The 1,980-nt window shown below is 64.8% G+C and carries 1 protein-coding gene; it reads left to right on the top strand.

Translation table 11 applies throughout. From position 1 onward, the window contains the following. A partial coding sequence (locus tag EB084_24395; GenBank protein ID NDD31404.1) for a DUF1156 domain-containing protein occupies positions 1–1,980 on the top strand: 1,980 nt, incomplete at both ends.

Genomic DNA, 1,980 nt, shown 5'->3' on the forward strand with positions numbered 1-1,980 from the left:
GCCCGCCAGCGACGACCCGGCGAAGGACCGGGAGATCTACCTGAAGCTGCTCACCATGGATGGCGACGGCTTGAGGGAGCGCCGCACGAAGAGCATTCCGGCAGCCCGCCTGCACGAGTTGGCCGCCGTGCCGGACCTGCGGGGGCGCGGCGCGCGTCACGTCCATCGCAGTCCGCTCGAGAAGGCGCGAGAGCACTGGTTCGAGACGAACGCGCAGGGAAAGATCGCCTGGCGCGCATCCATCGACCGCGAGCAGCGGGAATCCCTCACCCGCCGGATCTTCGACCGCCTCTCCTACGACCAGAAGCTCGAGTTCTGTGTGCGCCCGGAGGAGATCGAAGGCCCGTCGGAGGCGGCCTGGCGCGACATCAACGCCCACCTGGGCACCCAGTCCACAAGCCTGCCCGAGCTGGTGGCCGAGCTGGGGAAGCGCCGCTTCGGACGCGTGCCCCGCGTGGGCGACGCCTTCTGCGGGGGCGGCAGCATTCCGTTCGAGGCCGCGCGCCTGGGGTGCGACGTGTACGCCTCCGACCTGAACCCGGTGGCGGCCCTCCTCACCTGGGGGGCGCTGAACATCGTTGGGGGCGGGCCCGAGGTGGCGAAGCAGGTCGAGGAGGCGAGGGCCGCGCTCTTCGCCGCGGTCGACGAGCAGATCACGAAATGGGGCATCGAGCACAACGAGAAGGGGTGGCGGGCTGACCTCTACCTGTATTGCTACGAGACGCAGTGCCCCGAGTGCGGGTGGACGATTCCGCTGTCGGGGTCGTGGGTCATCGGCGAGAAGAGCGGCGTCGTAGCTGATCTGCTACCGGATGTAAAGACGAAGACCTTTCGCATCGACATCCGCGAGGGGGCCTCGAAAAACGACCTGCGGCGCGCCAAGGACGCGGGCACCATCAAGGACGGCGAGATGATCTGCCCGAGCCCGGACTGCGCGAAGAAGGACGTCGCCACGCGCATCAAGGTGTCGGTTCTGCGCGGCGACCGGCGTGAGGGCGGCGAGACCGTGTACGGCATTCGCGCCTGGAGCGAGAACCAGGTGGTGGCGGGCGCAGACGATCTGTATCACGAGCGGCTGTACTGCATCCGCTGGCTCGTTCCCACGAAGGGGGGGAAGAGCGAGCGGGTGTACCGCGCGCCGGACGCCCACGACCTCGCACGCGAGAAGAAGGCGATGTCGTTGCTGATGGAGCGCTTCGACGACTGGCGCGCGCAGGGGATTCTTCCCACGATGGCCATACGGCCAGGCGCCGAGACACGCAGAATTCGGCGAGACCTGGGGGCGACGTACTGGCATCACCTGTTCAATCCAAGGCAGTTGCTGGTGTTGGGAACCATGATGGACGCTGTCTCACGTGAGGAAGGAGTGCGTTTAGCAACTCAGTTGCTGGAAACTGGTGTGGCGCTGAACCTGAACTCCCGGATTACAAGATGGCACCCGAGAAACGACCAAGATGTTGCTGCGCTCTACACGAATGCTTTTGCCGCGCTGTACAATTACTCTTGTAGGTCATTCGCGTTTCTCACGCAGGCCATAGTGTTGTCTCGACAAAGCCGCATAAGTGGGCGTTACGCCGTCGAGACCTGCGACGCTAGACACTCAGACATCCTTCGGGACCTGTGGATCACCGACCCTCCTTACGCCGACGCGATTAACTACCACGAACTCTGTGACTTCTTCCTCGCCTGGTACCGTGGCCCATTGCAGAAGCTGTTCCCCGAGTGGCATACCGACGGCCGCTACGCCCTCGCCGTCGTTGGCAAGGACGAGCAGTTCCGCCAGAGCATGGCCGACGTCTACAAGAACCTCGCCCAGCACATGCCCGACAACGGCATGCAGGTGGTCATGTTCACGCACAATGACGCCGCAGTCTGGGCCGACCTGTGCATGATCTTGTGGGCGGCGGGCTTGCAGGTGACGGCGGCGTGGTGTGTGTCCACTGAGACCGGTTCCGAGGTGGCCCACAAGGACAACGGAAA

This window comes from Pseudomonadota bacterium (assembly GCA_010028905.1).
Lineage (GTDB): Bacteria > Vulcanimicrobiota > Xenobia > RGZZ01 > RGZZ01 > RGZZ01.